The 16,839-nt window shown below is 69.1% G+C and carries 19 protein-coding genes; 12 read left to right on the top strand and 7 right to left on the bottom strand.

Features of this window, described 5'->3' with window-relative positions; translation table 11 throughout:
- Positions 1-181: 181 nt before the first annotated feature.
- The 5 genes from MEICH_RS23765 to cdaA form a co-directional block, all read right to left on the bottom strand.
- Positions 182-739 carry a winged helix-turn-helix domain-containing protein gene (locus MEICH_RS23765; protein WP_245587622.1) on the bottom strand — a complete coding sequence of 186 codons (558 nt, stop codon included), beginning with the start codon at positions 737-739 and terminating at the stop codon, positions 182-184.
- 453 nt (positions 740-1,192) lie between these two features.
- Positions 1,193-2,233 carry a methionyl-tRNA formyltransferase gene (fmt, locus tag MEICH_RS0105660; protein ID WP_051303942.1) on the bottom strand — a complete coding sequence of 347 codons (1,041 nt, stop codon included), beginning with the start codon at positions 2,231-2,233 and terminating at the stop codon, positions 1,193-1,195.
- Between the two features lie 15 nt (positions 2,234-2,248).
- Entirely contained in the window at positions 2,249-2,845 is a 597-nt protein-coding gene (def, locus tag MEICH_RS0105655; RefSeq protein WP_027891812.1) for a peptide deformylase, read from the bottom strand.
- A 78-nt stretch (positions 2,846-2,923) separates the two neighbouring features.
- A complete protein-coding gene (locus MEICH_RS0105650) occupies positions 2,924-3,769 on the bottom strand; it encodes a CdaR family protein (RefSeq protein WP_051303941.1) in 846 nt (281 codons plus the stop codon).
- A complete protein-coding gene (gene cdaA / locus MEICH_RS0105645) occupies positions 3,766-4,548 on the bottom strand; it encodes a diadenylate cyclase CdaA (RefSeq protein ID WP_027891810.1) in 783 nt (260 codons plus the stop codon). The genes MEICH_RS0105650 and cdaA overlap by 4 nt, the downstream gene beginning before the upstream one ends.
- Positions 4,549-4,648: 100 nt before the next feature.
- Between cdaA and MEICH_RS0105640 the strand changes: the two genes are divergently transcribed.
- The 8 genes from MEICH_RS0105640 (at position 4,649) to pdxY (ending at position 11,395) form a co-directional block, all read left to right on the top strand.
- A complete protein-coding gene (locus tag MEICH_RS0105640; RefSeq protein ID WP_027891809.1) occupies positions 4,649-5,392 on the top strand; it encodes an NUDIX hydrolase in 744 nt (247 codons plus the stop codon).
- Entirely contained in the window at positions 5,389-5,943 is a 555-nt protein-coding gene (locus MEICH_RS0105635) for an RNA 2'-phosphotransferase (RefSeq protein ID WP_027891808.1), read from the top strand. Before MEICH_RS0105640 ends, MEICH_RS0105635 begins: the two co-directional genes overlap by 4 nt.
- Before the next feature lie 9 nt (positions 5,944-5,952).
- Complete coding sequence (locus MEICH_RS23760; protein WP_036218358.1) at positions 5,953-6,357, top strand: hypothetical protein; 405 nt, start codon at positions 5,953-5,955, stop codon at positions 6,355-6,357.
- Positions 6,354-6,965 (top strand): nicotinamide mononucleotide transporter family protein, encoded by a 612-nt coding sequence (locus MEICH_RS23755; protein ID WP_218916388.1) that lies wholly within the window; start codon positions 6,354-6,356, stop codon positions 6,963-6,965. Before MEICH_RS23760 ends, MEICH_RS23755 begins: the two co-directional genes overlap by 4 nt.
- A 4-nt stretch (positions 6,966-6,969) precedes the next feature.
- Positions 6,970-8,127, top strand: coding sequence for an AAA family ATPase (locus tag MEICH_RS23750; RefSeq protein ID WP_051303938.1), 1,158 nt, complete (start codon positions 6,970-6,972; stop codon positions 8,125-8,127).
- 17 nt (positions 8,128-8,144) lie between these two features.
- Positions 8,145-9,290: an MFS transporter gene (locus tag MEICH_RS0105615; RefSeq protein WP_027891807.1), complete on the top strand. Its 1,146-nt coding sequence runs from the start codon at positions 8,145-8,147 to the stop codon at positions 9,288-9,290.
- Positions 9,291-9,611: 321 nt separating this feature from the next.
- Complete coding sequence (locus tag MEICH_RS0105610) at positions 9,612-10,505, top strand: histone deacetylase family protein (protein ID WP_027891806.1); 894 nt, start codon at positions 9,612-9,614, stop codon at positions 10,503-10,505.
- An 8-nt stretch (positions 10,506-10,513) separates the two neighbouring features.
- Positions 10,514-11,395 (top strand): pyridoxal kinase PdxY, encoded by an 882-nt coding sequence (pdxY, locus tag MEICH_RS0105605; RefSeq protein ID WP_036218355.1) that lies wholly within the window; start codon positions 10,514-10,516, stop codon positions 11,393-11,395.
- Between the two features lie 249 nt (positions 11,396-11,644).
- Here pdxY and MEICH_RS0105600 read toward each other — a convergent pair whose 3' ends face one another.
- The gene (locus MEICH_RS0105600; protein ID WP_027891804.1) at positions 11,645-12,508 is read right to left on the bottom strand and encodes a GNAT family N-acetyltransferase; all 864 of its coding nucleotides are present in this window, start codon (positions 12,506-12,508) and stop codon (positions 11,645-11,647) included.
- A 110-nt stretch (positions 12,509-12,618) separates the two neighbouring features.
- Here MEICH_RS0105600 and MEICH_RS0105595 point away from each other — a divergent pair, with 110 nt between their 5' ends.
- From MEICH_RS0105595 to MEICH_RS0105580, 4 genes are all read left to right on the top strand, one after another.
- Positions 12,619-13,512 (top strand): diacylglycerol/lipid kinase family protein, encoded by an 894-nt coding sequence (locus tag MEICH_RS0105595; RefSeq protein WP_027891803.1) that lies wholly within the window; start codon positions 12,619-12,621, stop codon positions 13,510-13,512.
- Positions 13,513-13,652: 140 nt separating this feature from the next.
- Positions 13,653-14,669 (top strand): ABC transporter ATP-binding protein, encoded by a 1,017-nt coding sequence (locus MEICH_RS0105590; protein ID WP_027891802.1) that lies wholly within the window; start codon positions 13,653-13,655, stop codon positions 14,667-14,669.
- Positions 14,666-15,469, top strand: coding sequence for an ABC transporter permease (locus MEICH_RS0105585; protein ID WP_027891801.1), 804 nt, complete (start codon positions 14,666-14,668; stop codon positions 15,467-15,469). Before MEICH_RS0105590 ends, MEICH_RS0105585 begins: the two co-directional genes overlap by 4 nt.
- Before the next feature lie 2 nt (positions 15,470-15,471).
- Positions 15,472-16,260, top strand: a complete 789-nt coding sequence (locus MEICH_RS0105580; protein WP_027891800.1) for an ABC transporter permease — start codon at positions 15,472-15,474, stop codon at positions 16,258-16,260.
- Between the two features lie 268 nt (positions 16,261-16,528).
- Here MEICH_RS0105580 and MEICH_RS0105575 read toward each other — a convergent pair whose 3' ends face one another.
- A complete protein-coding gene (locus MEICH_RS0105575; protein WP_027891799.1) occupies positions 16,529-16,792 on the bottom strand; it encodes a hypothetical protein in 264 nt (87 codons plus the stop codon).
- Between the last annotated feature and the right edge of the window lie 47 nt (positions 16,793-16,839).

The following is a 16,839-nucleotide window of genomic DNA, read 5'->3' as shown; positions in this document are numbered from 1 at the left end:
GGCCCTGAACTCCCGCAGCACCCAGCCCATCACCTCGGTGTCCATCCCGTCTACCAGCAGGCTCAGGTTCTCTCCCGTCTCCGGTTCCACGAAGGTGCACACGTAGAACCACCGGTACCGGTGTGTGCCCCACGCCAAAGGCCGCTTCCCCCGCCGGGTCCACACCCGCCGGTACACGGGCCTAAGCCCCAGGCGGTGCTCGTCGTAGGCCCAAAGCCTCACCCTCCGCCCCTCCGCCCTGGCCCGCCGGACCTCGGCGAGGAGGGTTTTTAAAGGCCTCCTGCGCCTCCATGTCCGCCCTCCGGTGCCGGGGCCTTGGGGTGCGCAGGGAAAAGCCCATCTCGTGCAAGAGGCGGTAGATGGGATAGAGGGAGACCTTCTTCCCCAGTTCCCGCTCCACCCAGTCCCGCAGCTTGGGACCCGTCCATAGGCCCCCGTCGGGAGGAGGACCCTGCAAAGCCTCCAGGACCCTCGCCTGCTCCTCGGGGGTCAGCTTGGGCCTCTGCCCTGGGTTATGGTGCCGCCTGTCTTTTAGGGCCTCGGGGCCTTCCTGGTGGTAGCGCCTCACCGTTGCCTGCACCCAGCGGGAGCTGTTCAAGGTGATCCTGGCGATCTCCTTGGCGGTGAGCCCCCGCTTGGCGTGGTAGACCGCCAGGAAGCGGGTCCTTTCTATCGGATCCTTGGCCTTCTTGACCCTCCGCCATAGCTCGCTCAAGGTTAGATGGTCGGCTACGGTCATAAACGAAGGATACAACAGGAAAGGGTATCACGCGGTCATAGCGGAACTTCCCCTCCTTATCCGTGACGGCCTGGAAAGCGCCAACCACCTGCGCGGAGGCTGAGGCCGCCTCCGCCTGGTATAGGCTCACCGTGGCCCCCTCCACCGCCGAGCCCGAGCCGTCTTGCACCGTGCCGGACAAGGAACCGACCGTGGGGGCCGGGGAGGAGCAGGCGGCCAACGACAACAAAGTTAAAACATATGCTATTTGCCGCATGATTTACCTCTGAAAAGAGGCTAGCACGGCCTGCTCCGGGGGCCGGTGACGGATGCCTGGCGTGGAGGCGCTATTGCCGGAGCACCCCCCAAGCACCGCCCCCCGGACGCTTTTGAGTGGCTCGCCTTTTGAACCCGTGCCTCCCGTGAAGCCAAAGCAGCCGACGTACACACGCGGCACGTTGCGCCCCTGCTACTTCACCCCAGCCTCGAGCCCACCTCCAGCCGCGCCCCGCGGGCCCAATCGGCGGCGGGCATGGGTTTTTTGCCTTCCGGCTGGACTTGCTGGAGCAGGATGGCCCCCTCCCCCGTTGCTACGGCGACGCCGCTCGAGTCCACCCCCAGCACCGCTCCGGGCTCTCCCCTGCCCTCCACAGGCCGCATGGACAGCACCTTGACCCGCTTCCCTGAGGGCTCGAGCCGCGGACCGCTACCCCCCGGAGGCTCGAGCCGCGGACCGCTACCCCCCGGAAGCTCGAGCCGCGGACCGCTACCCACTGGGAGTTCGAACCAGCTTCCCGGCCAGGGCTGCACCCCCCGGTGGCGGTTGTAGATCTCGTGGGCCGGGCGCTCCCACACGACGCGGCCGTCGTCCTTCTCGAGCATGGGCGCGTGGGTGCCCTCGGGGGGTTGGGGGGTGAGGGTGAGGTGCTCGAGGCGGCCCAGGGCCTCCAGCAGCAGTTCGATGCCCTTGTCGCGCAGGCGCTCGGAGAGCTCGAGGGCGGTCTCGTGGGGGGCGATGGCGGTGTGGAACTTGCTCACCACCGGCCCGGTGTCCATGCCCGCGTCGGTCTGCATGATGCTCACCGCCGTCTCGGCGTCGCCGTTGATGAGCGTCCACTGCACCGGGGCGGGCCCGCGGTACTTGGGCAGGTCGGAGGGGTGGAGGTTGAGGAAGCCGTGGCGGGGGACCGCGAGCAGTTCGGCCGGGAGGATCTTGCCGTAGGCCGCCGTCACCGCCACGTCGAGGCCGAGGGCGCGGACGCGCTCGAGGAACTCGGGGTTCTTCCGCAGCCGCGCGGGCTTCTCCAGCCTCAGGCCGAGCTCGGCGGCGCGGCGGGCGACCGGGCAGGGGGTGAGCTCTAAGCCCCGGCCCGCGGGCTTGTCGGGCTGGGTGACCACCAGCAGTACCTCGTGGCGGCGGTACAGGGCCTCGAGCACCGGCACCGCCCAGGCGGGCGAGCCGAAGAAGGCCACCCGGCGCCGGGGGCCGGGGGCGGGCGGCTCAGCGGGGTTCACCGGGGCCTCCCGCCTTCAGCCCTTGGCCTTGAGCTCTTTGAGGAAGGCCTTGGCCTGCTTCTGGAAGCGGGCTAAGTCTTCGCGGTTGTCCTCGAGCCACTGGGCTTTGAGCTCCTTGGGCAGGCGCTCGAAGTAGAGCACCCCGTCGAGGTGGTCGAGCTCGTGCTGGATGACCACCGCGCTGTAGCCCTCGGCCTCGTAGACCTTGGGCTCGCCCCGCTCGTCCTGGTACTCCACCCGCACCCGCAGGTCGCGGGGCACGTTCTCGGAGTAAAGGCCCGGGATCGAGAGGCAGCCCTCGGTGCCCACCTGCTGGCCCTCGCGGAAGGTGATGACCGGGTTGACCATCACGTGCGTCTCGCGCACCCGGGTCCTGAGGTCGGCGTCCTCGCCCTCTTCCTCGTCCTCCTCGGAGTCGAGGTACTCCGCCCACACGAACAGGCGCTGCGACAGGCCCACCTGGGGGGCGGCCAGGCCCACCCCCCGCGCTTCGAACATGGTCTCGAGCATGTTCTCGGCCAGGCGGGGGATCTCGGAAAAGTCGGTGACCTTAAGTGCCCGCTTGCGCAGCACCGGGTCGCCGAACAGGCGCACGGTGTAGATTTCAGCCATAGTTTTCATGAGTGCCGATAGCTTGAATGCTCCTTAGCCCTTGCGGTTGGCTATCAGCGACCGGGGTTTTACCCCGGCCTATTGTACGCGCTCGACCCTGAAAGTTCCCGTAACCCCGTTCACCGCCTGGACCCCGGGCGGCAGCACCAGCTCCAGCGGTGCCTCGAAGCGCCCGGCCTTGAGCGGGACCCTCGCCTCGACGCGCTCGAGCCGCCGCAACACCTGGGGGTCGCCCTGCACCTCGACGCTGGGGGGGATGCTGGCCTCGAGCACCCGCCACCCCTGCGGGGCCTTCTGCAGGCGCAGGGGCAGCGTCCGGCGGGTGAGCAGCGGCCCCCGCTCGGTGACGCGCACGCGGTCGGGGGTGAGGATGAGGTCGTTGAGCGGGCGGCCCTCGGCGTCGACGGCGACGAGCACCACCACCTCGTCCTCCCCCTCGACGTAGCCCACCGCGCGGTAGGCCTGCGACACCAGGCTCAGGGGCCCCTTGGCCTGGACCATAGCTGGCTCCACCGTCAGCACCTCGCCGGGGTGCTGGGCCACGACCGGCAGGGTCTTGGCCTCGTAGCGCTCGACCCGGGCCTCGACGCGGGCGGGCTCGAGGCCCACCAGCTCGACGCCGGTGGGCAGCCCCACCCGCACGTCGCGGGTGAACTCGCCGCTGTCGACGCCCGAGAGGTCGACGTAGGCGTTGACCGGGTTGAGGTTGCTGCCCTCCAAGAGCCTCGAGGGCCCCCGCAACCGGAGCTGCACCTGCGCGGGCAGGCCCACCGCCACCCGGTCCTCGGCCAGGCCCAGCACCTGCAGGGGCCGGGTCAGGGCCCGCTCGGTCACCGGCTGGCTCTCGCGCAACTGGAACCACAGCAAGGCCGAAGCCAGCAGGGCCAGCAGCTTGGCCGGGAGGTTGTGCAGCAGGCGGCTCATCCCTCGCGCTCCTCCTTCGGCCGCCACAGCCGGAAGCGCGCGTCGGCCAGGGTGGGCGTGGCGATCTGCAGCCCTTCGCGGATGCGCTCGCGCAGCTCCACCGGCTGCAGCGGCGGCGACAGCCGGCCCCCGTCGGCCAGGCGCAGGGTGCCGCGCTCCTCGCTCACCACGATCACGAGCGCGTCCGACACCTCGGAGAGGCCGATGGCGGCCTTGTGGCGCGTGCCCAGGTACTTCTCCTGCTTCTCCGACAGCGGGAACACGCACCCCGCCGCCAGGACGCGGTCACCGCGCAGGATGGCCCCGCCGTCGTGCAGGGGGGTCTTGTTGAAGAACAGGCTCTCGAGCAGCCGCGCCGAGAGGCGGGCGTCGATGTTCTCGCCGGTGGCGGCGAACTCCCCCAGCGGGGTGTGGCGCTCGATGGCGATGAGGGCCCCGTAGCGCAGGGCGCTCAGGCGCTCGACCGCCCGCACCAGCTCGTTGAGCTGGGCGTCGGCCAGGGGCTGGCGCTGCAGGCGGCCCCGCCCGATGCGCTCCAGCGCCCCCCGCAGCTCCGGCTGGAACACCACGATCAGCGCGAAAACCCCCAGCGTGGCCGCGTTGCCCAGCAGCCAGGCCAGGCTGTTGAGCCCCATGCGGCTGGCGACGAACCACACCAAGAGGTATACCAACAGCCCCCGCACCAGGTTGAGCGCCCGCGATTCCGCGATGAGAACGTAGAGGTAATAGAAGACCGTAGCGACCGCGAGAATATCCAGAGCATCGCGCCACGTGAGCACCTCTACAGGTTACAGTCCCGTGCGCTCCAAAGTCTAAGCGTTATCTGAGTTGACTTATATGCGTTTTGCATATATGCTTTTTGCATATAAGGTGCCCACCGTGAGCCGCCGCAACGACCGCAACCGCCTCGAGGAGCAGCAATTCCTCGCCAGCTACGACCCCAGCCAGTTCGACCGCCCCTCGGTCACGGTGGACGTGGTGATCCTCACCCTGCGCGCCGGGCGCCTGGAGGTGCTGCTCACCCAGCGCAAGGAACACCCCTTCAAAGGCTTCTGGAGCCTGCCGGGCGGCTTCGTGGGGATGCAGGAGTCGCTCGACGAGGCGGCGGCGCGGGTCTTGCGGAGCAAGGGGGGCCTCGAGGGGGTCTACCTCGAACAGCTCTACACCTTCGGCGCCCCCCAGCGCGACCCCCGCACCCGCGTCATCAGCGTGGCCTACTACGCCCTGGTGGAGCCGGGCCGCATCCAAGAACGCGAGGGCAACGCGCTGTTCCGGGTGGTGGTGCCCTGGGAGGGCGAGGCGGGCGGGCCGGTCGAGGTCGAGGGCGGGAGGAGCAGGCGGCACCCTCTGGCCTTCGACCACGCCGAGATCCTGGGGATGGCCGTCCGGCGCATCCGGGGCAAGCTCGAGTACGCCCCCATCGGCTTCGAGCTGCTGCCCGAGCGCTTCACCCTGCGCCAGCTCCAGCAGGTTCACGAGACGATCCTGGGCCGCAAGCTCAACAAGGACTCCTTCCGCCGCCGGATGCTGGCCTCGGGCCGCCTCGAGCCCACCGGCGAGCTCGAGAGCGGCACCGGCTACCGGCCCGCCGAACTCTACACCTTCAAAAAGGACCGGCCATGACCCCCCTCCCCCCCGAACGGCTCAAACGCATCAGCAAGCGCCTGACCCTGCACCTGCGCCACGACCCCGGCGGCCTGGGGCTCTCCCTCGAGCCCGGCGGCTGGGTGGAGGTGGAGGCGCTGCTCGAGGCCTTCTCCCGCAAGTACTTCCCCCTCTCGCGGGAGGCGCTCGAGCAGGTCGTGCGCGAGAACGACAAGCAGCGCTTCGCCTTCGACGAAAGCGGCGACCGCATCCGCGCCAACCAGGGGCACAGCGTCCCCGTGGACCTCCAGCTAGAGCCCCAGACCCCCCCGGAGGTGCTCTACCACGGCACCGCCCGGCACAACCTCGAGCAGGTGCTCGCCAGCGGCCTCAAGCGCATGTCGCGCCATCACGTCCACCTCTCGCAGGACGAGGAAACCGCGCTCAAGGTGGGCACCCGCCACGGCAAGCCCGTGCTGCTCAGGGTCCGGGCGCGGGAGATGCACGAAGCGGGCCACCTTTTCTACCGCTCGGCCAACGGCGTGTGGCTGGTGGACGAGGTGCCGCCGCAGTGGCTCGAGGTGCTTTAGGAGGACACCATGATCCTGTTTCGCCCTGTAGGGCTACAAGAACTCCGCCTCATCGCCGCTTCGGGTTATAGAGCATTTCCTCCGCGCCTACCCGACCAGCCCATCTTCTACCCCGTACTCAACTTCGAGTATGCCGAGCAGATCGCTCGAGACTGGAACACCAAATACAACGACCCGCCCTGCGGCTTCGTGACGCGCTTCGAGGTGGACGACGCGTACGTAAGACGCTTCCCGGTACAAACGGCAGGAGCCCGCATGCATCAGGAACTGTGGGTGCCGGCCGAGGATCTCGAGGAGTTCAACCGGCACATCGTCGGGCAGATCACGGTGGACGCGGCCTACTATGGCCCGGGCTTCAAGGGCGAGATTGACCCGAACACCAACCTTCCGGCTGAGTTCTCAGGAGGCAAATGATGAATCTCTTCGGCTTTGACGTTCCCGCCTGGGCCTTCGACTGGACCGGCTCGCTGTGCGTGGTGGTCTCGCTGGTGTTCCTCTTCGGCAAGCGCCTGGCCTACTGGCACTGGTCCAACGCATCGCTGCTGCCCTACTTCCTGCTGTTCACGGCGGGCGGCCAGTGGATGCTGGCGGGCTTGCAGGTGACCTACCTGATCTTCGGGGTTCACGGGCTGTACCTGTGGCACCTCGAGCGGCGGCGCGACGCGGGCGAGATCCGCTTCAACGAGCCCTTGTGGTACAGCGTGACCTGGGTGGCGAGCCTCGCCATCTTCGCCTACACCGTCGCCGTCACCGACTTCTCGCAGGCGTGGAACTGGGTGCAGTTCGGCGCGGTCTCGCTGGCGTTGGTCGCCAACTTCGCCACCACGCGCAAGTGGGCGTGGAGCTGGCCGGTGTGGATCGGCGTGAACGCGGTGCAGGCGGTGTACTTCCAGCACCTGGGGCTTTGGGGCCTCTTCGGCCTGCAATTCGTGCTGGCGGGGATGAGCGTGTACGGCTGGCTCGAGTGGCGCCGCCAGGAACGCCACGGGCGGGCCCGGCGCCAGCAGCCCGCGGGGGCGTGAGGGCATGGGCCTGCCCGAAGACCTCCCCCCTTCCCGCCTCAACCTGGTGGTGGGCAAGTTCGCCCCGCTGCACAAGGGGCACCAGCTCCTGCTCGAGCGGGCCCTGCAGGACACCACCGGCCACGACTTCCTGGTGGTGCTCGTCTACTCCAACCCCGACTTCCCCGAGATGCCCTCGAGGGTGCGGGCCGAGTGGGTGCGGCAGCTCTACCCCCAAGCCCGCGTCCACGTCCCCGAAAACCCCCCGCCCAACGACGCCGACGACCTCACCCACCGGGAGTTCGTGCGGCGGTGGCTCGAGGCCCACTACGCGCCCCACCTGGAGAACGTTCACGTCTACACCAGCGAGGGCTACGGCGAAGGCTTCGCCCGGCACCTGGGGGCTCGGCACGTCGCCGCCGACCCCCAGCGGCGGCGCTTCCCCATCTCGGGGAGCCGGCTGCGCGAGTGGCTGGCCGAATTCAAAGCCCGGACGCGGCTGGAGCTAATAGGCCAGAGCCTGTGGACCGACTACGGCCAGAGCTGGGAGGTGTTCTGCCGGGCCGGGGAATGGCTCGACGAGCGGGTGTGGCGCTCGCTCCAGCACTGGTACGCCCCGGTGCAGCGGGTGGTGTTCCTGGGGGCCGAGTCCACCGGCAAGACCACGCTGGCGCGGCGCATGGCGCAGGAGTACGGCACCGGCTGGGTCGCGGAGTACGGGCGCGAGCACTACGAGCGCAGGGGCGGGGTGATGGAGCTCTCGGACTACCTCGAGGTCGCCCACCGGCACCGCGAGCTCGAGGACGAGGCCGCCGTGGAGGCCAGAAATTACCTCTTCGTGGACACCAACGCCCTCACCACGCTCTTCTTCAGCTACTACTACAACCAAAGCGCCCTGCTCGAGCTGCACGCCCTGGCCCGGGAGTGCGCCGGGCGCTACCACCACACCTTCGTCTGCGCCGACGACATCCCCTTCGAGCAGGACGGCTGGCGCGACAACGAGACCTGGCGCGGGCGGATGCAGGGGCTGGTGCTGCACGACCTCGACGTGCGCGGCGTCCCCTACACCGTGGTGCGGGGGAGCCTCGAGCAGCGCGTGGCGCAGGTGCGGGCGGTGCTCGAGGGCCGGCCCCTGCCCGCCGAACCCCCGCCCACACGCCACCTGGGGCCGCGGCCCGCCTGAGACTTATACTCGCTTTTGTGACGCTGGATTCGGGGTTGGTGCGGGCTCGAGGGGCGCTCTCGAGCCTGTTTTTGTTGCACGGCTTCGTGGCGGCCTCCTGGGTGGCCCGCATCCCGGCGGTCTCGGAGGGGCTGGGCCTGGGGGCAGTGGTGCTGGGCACCGTCCTGATGGGCAACATGGCCGGTTCGCTGCTGGGCGGCTTCACCAGCGGCGGGCTGGTGGACCGCTTCGGCAGCCGCCGCGTCGCGCAGCTCGCGGCGCTGGCGGGCCTGGGGGCGCTGCTGTCGCTGGCCCTGCTGCCGAGCGCGGCGCTGCTGCTGGTGGGCCTGGTGGTCTACGGCCTGGTGATGAGCTACCTCAACATCGCCATCAACGCGCAGGCTACGGCGCTCGAGGCCCGCTACGGGCGGCCCATCTTCTCCACCTTCCACGCCCTGTGGAGCCTGGGGGCGCTGGTGGGAGCGCTTTCGGGGGCCGGGCTGGCGGGGCTGGGGCTCGAGCCCTGGCTGCACTTCGCGCTGGTGGGGCTGGTGGGCGCGGCGACGGTGGGCGTGGGCGGTCGGTGGCTGCTCGAGACCCCGGTCCCCCCCATCCGCCGCGTCTTCGCGCTGCCCACGGGGCCGCTGCTCTTCCTGGGGCTGATGGGCTTGTGCACCGCCATCAGCGACGGCTCGATCCCGGGCTGGAGCGGGGTGTACCTGCGCAGCTTGGGCGCGCCCGAGTCGGTCGCGGCCATGGGCTTCGCCGTGCACCAGAGCGTCATGCTGCTGGGCCGCCTGAGCGGCGACTGGCTCGCCGCCCGCTACGGCGCGGTGCGGGTGGTGCGCTTCGGCGCGCTGTTCGGAGGCCTGGGCCTGGGCCTCGGGGTGCTGAGCCAGAGCGTCGAGGGCGCCCTGCTGGGCATCGCCTGCATGGGCTGGGGCATGGCCACCCTCTTCCCCATGATGTTCGCCGCCGCCGCCAACACCCCCGGCCTCACCCCCGCCAGCGCCATCGCCAGCGTCTCCACCATGAGCACCCTGGGCGGCCTGGTCGGCCCCATCCTCCTGGGCACCGTAGCCGAGGTCGGCGGCGTACGCAGCAGCTTCCTCCTGGCCGCCGTCCTCGCCGGGGTGGTGAGCTGGCTGGCGTTTTCGCTGTCGAGCTATAGGCCTCGAGGGTAGAGGGAGCCGTCAGCGATCAGCCGCCAGCTCGTGGCTCGCGGTTACCCCTCCCCGCCGGCGTCGAAGGTCTAGGGCGTTTTGCGTTTTGCGTTTTGCGTTTTGCGTTTTGCGTTTTACGTTTTACGTTTTGCGTTTTGCGTTTGGCGTTCGGCGTTTGGCGTTTGGCGTTTGGCGTTCGGCGTTTGGCGTCTTGCGTACGACGTACGACCCGCGTCAGACGTACGACCCGCGCCCAGCGCCCAGCTATCCGCTACCGCCATCCTCCCCCAATCTGCATCCAACCCCACAGACCTCCCCGCCCCGACCGGATAAGGTTTACCCGTGTTCCGCGGCTACTCCACCGCCCACTGCTCGCTCGAGCTGCCCGACTATCACCCCTTCCCCAAGTACAAGTACGCGGGGGTCGCACAGACCCTTCAGGGCGCGATGGAGGTGCTCGAGGCCCCGGCCATCGCCTGGGAGACGCTGGCGCTGGTGCACGAGCAGGCGTATTTGGAGAAGCTAGGGCAGGAGGGGCTCTCGAGGCAGGAGTCGCACCGGGTGGGGCTGCCCTGGACCCGGAGCCTGCTGACCCGGGCGCTGCACGCCGCCGGGGGGACGCTGGCCGCTACCCGTGACGCCTTGCGGTGGGGCCTGGGCATGAACCTGGCCGGGGGCACCCACCACGCCTACCGCGACCGGGCCGAGGGTTACTGCCTGTTCAACGACGTGGCGGTAGCCATCGCCGCCCTGCGCGCGGAGGGCTGGGGAGGGCGGGTGCTGGTGGCCGACCTCGACGCCCACCAGGGCAACGGCACCGCCGTGATCTTCCAGGACGACCCCTCGGTGTTCACCCTCTCGGTCCACGCCGAGCGCAACTACCCGCTCAAAAAGGAGCAGAGCGACCTCGACGTGGGCTTGCCCGACGCCACCGGCGACGCGGAGTACTTGGCGGCGCTCGAGCCTGCCCTCGAGCAGGCCTTCGCCTCCCTCCCCGAGCTGGTGTTCTTCAACGCCGGGGTGGACGTGCTGGCCGGCGACCGCTTCGGGCGGCTGGGGCTGAGCCTGGAAGGCCTGGCCGAGCGCGACCGTCGCGTGTTCGAGCGGGTGCGGCGGGCGGGGGTTCCGCTGGTGATCGTGATGGGCGGGGGCTACAACCGCGACCCCGGCACCACGGTGGCGGCCCATGCCCAGACTTACCGGCTGGCGCTCGAGCGCCTGGCGGGGTCGCTATGATTGGGGCCATGCACAGGCCGCTCAACATCCTCTCCATCCAGTCGTGGGTCTCTTACGGGCACGTGGGCAACGCCGCCGCCGTGTTCCCCCTGCAGCGCATGGGCTTCGAGGTGTGGGCCATCCACACCGTGCAGTTCTCCAACCACACCGGCTACGGGCAGTGGAAGGGCAGCATCTTCCCCCCCGAGCACCTCAGCGAGGTGGTGGAGGGCATCGCCGAGCGCGGGGTGTTGGGGCAGTGCGACGCGGTGCTCTCGGGGTACATGGGCGGCGGGGGGACCGCCGAGGCCATCCTCTCGGCGCTGCGGCGGGTGCGCGAGGCCAACCCGGGCGCGCTGTACTGCTGCGACCCGGTGATGGGCGACGTGGGCCGGGGCGTCTTCGTGCGCCCCGAGATCCCCGAGGTGATGCGCACCCAGGTGGTGCCCCAGGCCGACGTCGTCACGCCCAACCAGTTCGAGCTCGAGCTCCTCACCGGCCACAGCGTCCGGACCCTCGACGACGCCCTCGAGGCCGCCCGCCACCTGCGCGACCAGGTGCGCCCGCAGGGCCCGCGCATCGTGGTCGTGACCAGCCTGCTGCGCGAGGACGCCCCCGACGGCCACATCGAAACCCTGGCCGTCGCCGACGGCGGGGCCTGGGTCGTGCGCACCCCCCTGATCCCCCTCGAGCCCCCCCGCAACGGCACCGGCGACGCCATCGCCGCGCTGTTCTTCGGCAACTACCTCAAGACCCAGGACGTGGCCGTGAGCCTGGAAAACAGCGTCTCGGCGCTGTACAACCTCCTCGAACTCACCCACGAACGCGGCACCCGGGAGATCCAGCTCGTCGCCGCCCAGGAGGAGTACGTCAACCCCTCGAGGCGCTTCGTGGTGGAGCGGGTGGGGTAAGAACCATCAGCTATCAGCAGTCAGCCGTCAACAGGAAGCTAGTGGCCCGTGGTTCACCCCACCCCGGCCTTCCCCGCCGGCGGGGAGGGTTTATCCCCCCAGCCCCCCTTGCTAAGGGGGGTAAAGAAAAAGCGTCTTGCGTTTTGCGTCTTGCGTCTTGCGTTTGGCGTCTTGCGTTTGGCGTTTGGCGTTTCGCGTACGACGTACGACGCACGACCCGCGTTCAGCGTCCGACGACCCTCGACCCCTTCACTCCAAATCCAGCGCGTACGTCACCACCACTTCCTCGAGCGCGAACCCCAGGCTGCGGTAGAGCTCCTGGGCGGCTTTTTCGTGGTCGTGGGCCCGCACGCGCAGCAGCTTGGCGCCGTGTTTGAAGGCTTCGCGGGCGGCGTGGCCGAGCAGGGCGCGGCCGATGCCCTTGCCGCGGGCATCGGGGACGGTGCCGATGTAGGCGATCTCGGCCTCCTCCTCGTCCATCTCGAGCTCGGCCATGCCCACGGGCTTGTCGCCCTCGTAGGCCATGAACAGGCTCACGTCGGGGTCGGCGAAGTAGGCCTCGAGCTCGTCGTCCTCCCAGGCTAAGCGCTGGTTCCAGCCGTCCTCGCAGTTCTTGTAGACCTCGCGGTAGTGGTCGGGGTCGACGGGCTCGGCCAGCACGATCTTCACGCCCTTGGGGGGCGGGTAGGCGAGGTCGGTGCGGCCGATGGTGTAGAAGTAGGTGGTGTGCTGCGGGGCGAAGCCGGCGGCCTCGAGCATGGCCCGCAGGGGCTTGTTGGCCTCGTCGGGGAAGGCCAGCAGCGTGCGGTAGCCGCGCTCGCGGGCCTCGGCGATGGCGGCCTTGAGCAGGCGGTCGTCGGGCTCCAGGAGCAGGGGACCTTCCAGGGCCAGCTCGTCGTCGAGGGGGTGCAGGGCCAGGTAGCCCCGCACCTTGCCGCCCCCGTCGAGCACCCAGGCGGTGTCCCCGTCGCCGGGCATCCCCAGGATCTCCCAGGAGAGCCCTTCGACCTGCCGGGCCTCGGGAGCCAGCACGCGCCGGGAGGGGTCCTCGTCCATCCAGCGCAGCAGCTCGAGGAGCTGGGGCATGTCTTCTCGGGCAACCGGGCGGATCATGAAAACAGTGTAGCACCGGCCCTCCCGGCCCTCGTTAGAGCCCTCTGTCCCGGGCGGTCCAAAAGCCCTTGCGCACCGCCCGCCGGGCGATACAATGCGGCCACAGTTTCATGAGCCACGCCCCCCCAATCACCGTCATCCTCAACCCGGCCGCCGGCCGGGGGCGGGTGGGCCGCATGGCGGCGCAGCTCGAGGCTGCCCTCCGCCAGGCCGCGGGCGAGCGCCCCCTCGTCTTCCTCCACACCCGCGCCCCCGGCAACGCCGTCGAGCTGGCCCGCCAGGCCCCAGCGGGGGGCCGGGTGGTGGCGGTGGGCGGCGACGGCACCGTGCACGAGGTGATCCGGGGCATCGCCCACGGCGGCAAGAGCCTGGGGGTGGTGCCCATCGGCAGCGGCAACGACTTCGCCCGCATGGCCGGGCTGCGCGGGCTGGGCCTGGCCGAGAGCCTGCGGGTGGCCCTGGGCGACAAGACCCGCCCCTTCGACCTCGGCGAGGTCAACGGCGAGGCCTTCGGGGCCAGCGTGGGCATCGGCTTCGACGCGCAGGTGGCCCACAAGGCCCTCAGCGCCCCCACCTTCCTGCGCGGGATGCCGCGCTACCTCTACTCGATCTTCGGCGTGCTGCGCGAGCTGAACCTGCCGGAACTGGTGCTCGAGGCCGAGGGCAAGGTGCTCTTCCAGGGCCGCGCCCTGCTCTCGGCGCTGATGAACGCCCGCACCTACGGCGGGGGCATCCCCATCTCGCCCGGCGCCGCCCCCGACGACGGGCTCTTGAGCGTGGTGGTGGCGGGGGAGTTCTCGAAGCTGGGCGTGCTGGGCATCCTGCCCCGCCTGCTGGCCGGCAAGCACCTGGGCCACCCCCGGGTGCGCGAGTTCAGCGGCAGGGCCTTCACCGTGCGCTTCGACCGCGCCACCCCCGCCCACGCCGACGGCGAGCTGGTGCAGACCCAGAGCACCTACGAGGTGCGCGTCCACCCCAAGGCGCTGCAGGTCGCGGTGCCCTGAAGCTTGCGGCCGGGGCGGGCGGGGGCTACACTTGGCTTTGGCTGGTCCCATGATCGAGTCCTTGTAATCTCCCCCTTATCCCGAACCCCGCAGCTACCGGGCGGCCTTCGGGCCGCCGTTTTCTTCGCGAGGCACGATCCGTGAGCCAGAACCAGCCCGCCATCGAAGTTTCCCACCTCCGTAAGGTCTTCCACATCCCCCAGCGCGACCCCGGCCTGGGCGGGGCCGTCAAGGCGCTCTTCCGCCCCCGCTACGCCGAGAAGGTGGCGGTGGACGACATCAGCTTCAGCGTGCCCCCCGGCGAGATCGTGGGCTACATCGGGGTCAACGGCGCGGGCAAGAGCACCACCATCAAGATGCTCACCGGCATCCTGGCGCCCACCGCCGGCTTGGTGCGGGTGCTGGGCCGCGACCCCCACAAGGAGCGCGTCGCCAACGCCCGCCAGATCGGGGTGGTCTTCGGGCAGCGCACCCAGCTTTGGTGGGACTTAGCCCTCGTGGAGTCGCTCAACCTCATCGCCCGCATCTACGAGGTGGAGCCCAAGCGCTACAAGGAGCTGCTCGAGCAGTTCTCCTACACCCTCGAGTTGGGCGAGCTCCTCGCCAAGCCGGTGCGCCAGATGTCGCTGGGCCAGAAGATGCGCGCCGAGCTGGCCGCCACCCTCATCCACGAGCCCCGCGTGGTCTACCTCGACGAGCCCACCATCGGCCTCGACGTGGTGGTGAAGGAGAAGATCCGGGCCTTCATCAAGGAGCAGAACCGCGCCAAGGGCACCACCGTGGTGCTCACCACCCACGACCTCGGCGACATCGAGGAGCTGTGCAGCCGGGTCATCATCATCGACGCCGGGCGGGTGATCTACGACGGGCCGCTGGCCACCATCCGCGAGCGCTTCGGGAAGTACCGGGGCATCACCTTCGAGACGGCCCGCCCCCTCGAGCACCCCCTCACCCTACCCCCCGGCGCGGAGGTGGTGGGGCAGGAGGAGCGGCGGCTCGAGCTGCGCTTCGACCGCACCCGCGCCAGCGCCTCGCAGGTCGCGGCGGCGGTGATGGGCCAGCTCGAGGTCCTCGACTTCTCCCTCTCCGAGCCCGACCTCACCAGCATCGTCAAGCAGATCTACGGCGGGGCCCTGAGCGAAGCGAGGCCGGTATGACCCTGCGCCGCCTGCTCTCCCGCTACACCGGCTTCAGCGGCATGGCCGCCAAGGAGTTTTTGGCCTACAACATCTGGTTCTGGATGAACCTCTTCACCTCGGCCGTCGCCATGACCATCTTCGTGTTCTTCTGGAAGGCCATCTACGCCCAGGCCGACCAGATCGCGGGGCTGGGCTTTCAGCAGACCCTCAACTACGTCCTGCTGGCCCAGGTGATCGCCGGGGTGGGCGAGAGCGGCATCCTCTGGACCTTCGGCTACCAGTTGCGCGAGGGCCGCATCGCGCTCGAGCTGCTGCGCCCCCTCGACTTCCAGGGCATGCTCTACGCCTTCAGCGTGGGCAACTGGCTCACCGGGCTCCTCTCCCGCACCCCCCTGCTGCTGCTGGCCCTGCTCTACGGCCTGCAGCCCCCCGCCGACCCCCTGGCCTACGCGTGCTTCGCGGTGTCGTTCTTCCTGGGCGCGAGCGTGATGTTCTTCTTCGAGTGGATGCTGGGCTGCTTTGCCTTCTACACCACCGAGGTCTGGGGCCTGGGCGTGACCCTTTTCGCCATCCAGCTCTTCTTCAGCGGCACCCTCATCCCCCTCGACATGATGCCCGAGGGGTTGCGCCTGTTCGCCCAGATCCTGCCCTTCCACCAGATCGTCTACACCCCGGTCTCCTTCCTGGCCGGCATCACCCCGGTCTCGCAGGCCCCGCAGGTCTTCCTGGGCCAGGTCGCCTGGATCGTGGGGCTGGCGGTGGCCTCGAGGTGGGTCTTCAGCCGCGCGGTGCGGGCCGTCACCGTGCAGGGGGGTTAGGCGTGGCCCGCTACGCCTCGCTCTACGGGCTGTTTCTGCTCCAGCGCTTCAAGGTGCTGCTGGAGTACCGCCTGAATTTCCTCATCGGTGCCAGCAGCACGGTCTTCGTGCAGGCCGCCGGGATCGCCACCCTCTGGGTGGTGATGCGCCAGGTGCCCAGCCTCAACGGCTGGAGCTTCGACGAGCTGCTGCTGGTGTACGGCCTGCTCACCGCGAGCCGCTCCATCGAGCACATGTTCGCCGACAACCTCTGGACCATCGGCCGCCAGTACATCCGCAGCGGCGGCTTCGACCGCTTCCTGGTGCGCCCCATCGACCCCCTCTTCCACCTCCTCGCCGACCGCTTCAACCACGACGGCATCGGCAACTTCGTGATCGGCACGCTGCTGGTGGTGAGCGCCTGGGCCAGCCTGGGCATCCCGCTGCTCCCCCTGTACGTGCTCTACGCCGTGCTGGCCGTGCTCTCGGGCGGGGCCATCTTCATCGCGCTCAACCTGCTCACCGCCACCACTGCCTTCTGGATCGTGGAGAGCGTCCCCGTGACCCGCGCCGTCCACGAGATGCACGAGTTCGCCAAGTACCCCCTCTCCATGTACCACAAGGGCATCCAGGCCGCCCTCACCTGGCTGATCCCCTACGGCTTCGCCTCCTTCTACCCCGCGAGCTACCTGCTGGGGCGGGACGTGGGCTGGCTGGTGTGGGCGGGGCCTGCGGTGGCGCTGGTGCTGCTCCTGGTGGCCTATCGCTTCTGGCTGTTCGGGCTGCGGCATTACTCGGGGACGGGGTCTTGAGTTAGGAAGCCCTGGATTTAGCAACGACTGATCCTAGGGAATAGGCAAGAAAAATAGTAGTAAACTGTAGAACCATCAGCCATGGCATAAATATGTGTGTCGCTGTAAAGACAGCGAAGCCGATCGTGGTACTTAGCAGTAACTTTCTTCCCCCAAAGCTGCTCGCAAATACGATCGCAAAGATAACCAATTGATAGAAGAGAACCATCTCACTCATATCAATAGCCACGCTACCACGTGGCTAAGGCTAATTAGGGCTATAACCGGCTTACACTTTCCGGATCTTCATGCTCTGCACCTGCCCGGTCTCGGCGTTGATGCGGAAGACCTTGTATTCGCGGGTCCGGGCCGCGTCGCCCAGGCTCAAGTAGGCGGTGGGCTCGCGCACGACGAAGCTCAGGGTCACCTCCCAGTAGGCCCCGTCCTGGCTCATCTCGACCTCCTCGAGCCGCAGCTCGGGAATTTGCCGCTCGCTGAAGAGGCTCTGGATGTACTCGTTGGCCACCTGCACGGCCTGCTTCACGTCGATCATGCCCCATTGTGGCGCAGGAGGGGCGGGGCATGAAAGGAGGGGAGGCC

It is taken from the genome of Calidithermus chliarophilus DSM 9957 (assembly GCF_000430045.1).
GTDB lineage: Bacteria > Deinococcota > Deinococci > Deinococcales > Thermaceae > Calidithermus > Calidithermus chliarophilus.
This window is presented reverse-complemented; position numbering and strand designations above follow the sequence as displayed.